Below are 3474 nucleotides of genomic sequence, written 5' to 3'. Positions count from 1 at the left end.
CTTTTTAAAAAGTGGCCTCACACACTTCATCAAATCAGCCCGATTTTTGGGCTGACTCAAAAGGGATCGACGAAGGCATATTTCGGGCGTCTTAGCAATGAGATTGTGGTACGTACCTTCTTACGACGGGGCATGCCATCATTGGCATCAGATATATCTTTTTAAAACCAATGATGACACGTAACTGCATCGAATCGGAGCGATTTTTGCTCCGAGTAAAAATAAAAGGGGAACCCGACGTCTCCACACGAGCGGTTAGCGAGGAACATTTTTCGATGGACCAAAACCGCTAATCGCAAGACGCTGCCAACGCGATTCGGCTTACGGACCGTGTGATCGAAAAATTGATTTGGCGCCCTCCGGTCGGGACGGTTTGGCGCCGTGCGTTTGAGGGTTTAACTCAAAACTCACAACTTCAAGGTTTTGGCGCAGCCATTGCGCCAAAACTTTCTTATTCCGGGAACTGCATCCGAAACACCTTCAAATCCACAAGTTTCGTCTTCGCGTTTCGTACATAGGCTAAAATCAGCATGGTCCGATCATCAAGTGGTGATAGACGGAGACAATTCAGGTCGCCGCCAAGAAGTTTGGAGCTATTGAAGTTTCCCAAATACATACCGTTGCGGCGCCACAGTTTCAGGGTAAACCCGTCAATGACGGCAATATAATGGTCCATAATGGCCATATCAACAAGGTTATAGATGGAATCCTTATCCGTCGGCTGATAGCTGCCGTAGTACTGAATCAGTTTGCCATCCGGCTTAAAGGCACCAATAATGTTGAATCCATTTGGCTTGATCCGTCCGCCGCCGTAGACTGTCCCATCGTCCATGACCTGAACCAAGGTAAGGCCGCCCTTAAAGGGATTAGCACGGTTGTGGAGGAAGGAAGGATGATTGTTCGTAAGTCCCCCATCCTTTACGTCAGCCAAGGTAAAATTATCGTTTCCATAAAGGTAGGCCTGCTGCTCCCCAGGCAGAAAAGCAATGCGGGTCGCCGTCGTGCTTCCCTGCAGGCTTGCAATATCATTGCCGCTGATGAGAGCGTGGACTCCTTTTTTGACATAATAGACGTTATTGTCACTGTCTACGGTCATGCCAAAGACCATTTTCTCCTTGATGGTCAGGATGCCATCCTTTCCAAATCCGCGGTATGGCACCAAGGCACCATCCTTTAGGTCAAAGGCCTCCACTTGGGTCTCCGATCCATCAGGATTGCGCATAGAGAAAAAGACATGTCCATTTTTAACAAAAAAAGCACTGACGCGGTCAATTTCCTGAACATTCAGCTTCGGGCTGTTGATTGCCTGGAGCGCGAAATTCGTATTGGCAAGCTCCATGGATTGGATAGGCTGGGGTTTGGCCTTGATGACCTTATCCTTGATATCAAGACGAAAATAGTAAGCCGTCCCTGCTAATACGGCAAGAAGAACAACCGCAATGATCAATTTATGATGGCCCTCAAGATGAGGTTTGATTTTCTCGTTCCAAAAAGACACGGGAAGGTCCCCTTTCCTAGATTACATCCTAGACCTGTAGTATATCATATTGTCCCTGCCTTGACGAACAAAAGACAAAAAAGAGGCCGTCCCGAAGGAAAGCCTCCTTTGATGTTTCATTCGTACACCACGTGCTACCCCTTTTGGTTGCAATGGCCATGAAGGAAACGATCGAGGAAAAGCTCGATCGCTTCATCCATGTTGGTTGGCGTGATAAAGCCCCGCAAAATAGTCATGGTGTAGGAAAAATAAATATTGCCGGACATGCGTTTCATGTCCCCCACCGGTTTCAGAAACTTGTCATCGACACCGCGCTGAAAGATTCTCCGCAACTGTTCCACTTCACTGCGGATGATATCAAAATACCGGCGCTGGGTCTCGATCTCAGCCAAAGAAGGGTCCTTGCCCCAACGGGTCACAACATCATAATCCTCTTTCTCATCATTCCAGATCAGCTGCCAGCCAGCCTGAGGGGACATGATTTCAAGAAGGAGAACGGACCAGAGCACAATGTTTTTATCAAGGAACAAGGTCAAGGCCCGAAAATAATGACGAAAGCGGTCTTCAAACGTAGTATACTCATACACACTGTGACGAAGGGCATCAAGAAGCACTTCATTTTTCATATGGATAAGCGTATAAAAAAGATTTTCCTTATTATTGAAATATTTGTAAACGGTTCCCTTTCCCGTATCGGCGATTTTTACGATTTCATCGAGCGTTGCTTGGCGGTATCCTTTTTTCGAAAAAACGGCTTCTGCAGCCCGCAGGATCCGTTCGTTCTTAGGAACAAGTTTTCCTTTACTTTCCATAATATTCACTCCAATTAATCGTGATGCTTTTATTTTATTACAAAACCCCGATTTCTTTCAATACATAAACCCAAAGGAACATGGTCAGTGCCGAAAAGATCGTCGTAAAGACAAGGGCGTTGCCTGCAAGTTCCCCATCACTGTCCATCTGTTGGGCCATAGCAAAGGAAGCCACAGCACAAGGAGTAATGGTCATGGCCATAATGGACGCCAGCGGGATGCCCCTAATTCCAATCAGGATGGCTCCGCCGAGGGTGAGGAAAGGCGCAATGAGAAGACGACCCACAACACAGAAGGCCACTTCCTTGATTTCCTTAACAGCTCCGGAAAAATTGAAAGAAGCCCCGAGGACTACCAAAGCAACGGGCGTCGTACAAGCAGCCAGTTGACGCAGCGTTTTAACCGCAAGGGGTGGCAAAGGCGGCAGGAGCTTTAAGGCAAAGCCTAAAATAGCCCCAATGATCATGGGGTTTTTTATGATGCCCATAAGGATCGTCCCTGGGTGAAAACCATGACGGTTTCCACGGAACGTTTCAAGTGTAAAAACGGCAAGCACATTATAGATGGGGATAATGAACGCGGATAATAAAAGAGGCATGCCAATATGGTCCGTACCATAGATATTTTCTACAATGGGGACCCCCAAAAGCAGGAAATTGCTGCGGTAAAGGGCCTGGATCATGGCACCTCGCTTGCGATTTTCCTTCACAAAAGCGCAGGTCGAAACAAAACCAATGACATAGACCGTAAGCAGTGCGCCGATGGCATAAAAAAGCATCCTCGGATCCAGCGTATTCTTGATATCGGACCGATAGACGCTCATGAGCATATTGACCGGTAAAAGAATCTGAAAAATGAGCTTATTGAAATTGGAAATCACCGAGTCGTCAAACTTTTCCTTTTTGCGGAACCCATAGCCAACCAGCATAAAAAAAATCAGCGGTGCAACTGCCGAAAAAGCAACAATCAAGTTCTCCATAACAACGTGTCCGTCCCTCTCCCACCGCATCGGCGGATGAATTTTCTACCCTCCCTATCTTATCATAAAAGGAAGGGAAAAGAAAATTCTTGGTGCTAGCATATAAATAGGACAAGTCAAACTGAGGTTTTCCATAAAGTGATACAATAAAAGTATATATAGGGGGCCTTAGTATGACGAAGTTC

3 protein-coding genes are annotated in these 3474 nt (G+C 46.5%); all 3 read right to left on the bottom strand.

Going from position 1 to position 3474, the window contains the following annotated elements; translation table 11 throughout:
- Nucleotides 1-451 precede the first annotated feature (451 nt).
- The 3 genes from H503_RS0110875 to H503_RS0110865 all read right to left on the bottom strand — a co-directional run bounded on the left by H503_RS0110875 (nucleotide 452) and on the right by H503_RS0110865 (nucleotide 3289).
- Entirely contained in the window at nucleotides 452-1498 is a 1047-nt protein-coding gene (locus tag H503_RS0110875) for a hypothetical protein (protein ID WP_009016459.1), read from the bottom strand.
- 134 nt (nucleotides 1499-1632) lie between these two features.
- Nucleotides 1633-2310 (bottom strand): TetR/AcrR family transcriptional regulator, encoded by a 678-nt coding sequence (locus tag H503_RS0110870; protein WP_026385737.1) that lies wholly within the window; start codon nucleotides 2308-2310, stop codon nucleotides 1633-1635.
- A 37-nt stretch (nucleotides 2311-2347) separates the two neighbouring features.
- Nucleotides 2348-3289 (bottom strand): AEC family transporter, encoded by a 942-nt coding sequence (locus tag H503_RS0110865; protein WP_009015918.1) that lies wholly within the window; start codon nucleotides 3287-3289, stop codon nucleotides 2348-2350.
- Nucleotides 3290-3474 lie beyond the last annotated feature (185 nt).

The sequence above is a fragment of the Acidaminococcus intestini DSM 21505 genome, assembly GCF_000425045.1.
In the GTDB taxonomy this organism is placed as follows: Bacteria; Bacillota; Negativicutes; order Acidaminococcales; family Acidaminococcaceae; genus Acidaminococcus; species Acidaminococcus intestini.
The sequence above is the reverse complement of the archived record's forward strand: the minus strand, read 5'-3'. Positions and strand labels throughout refer to the sequence as shown.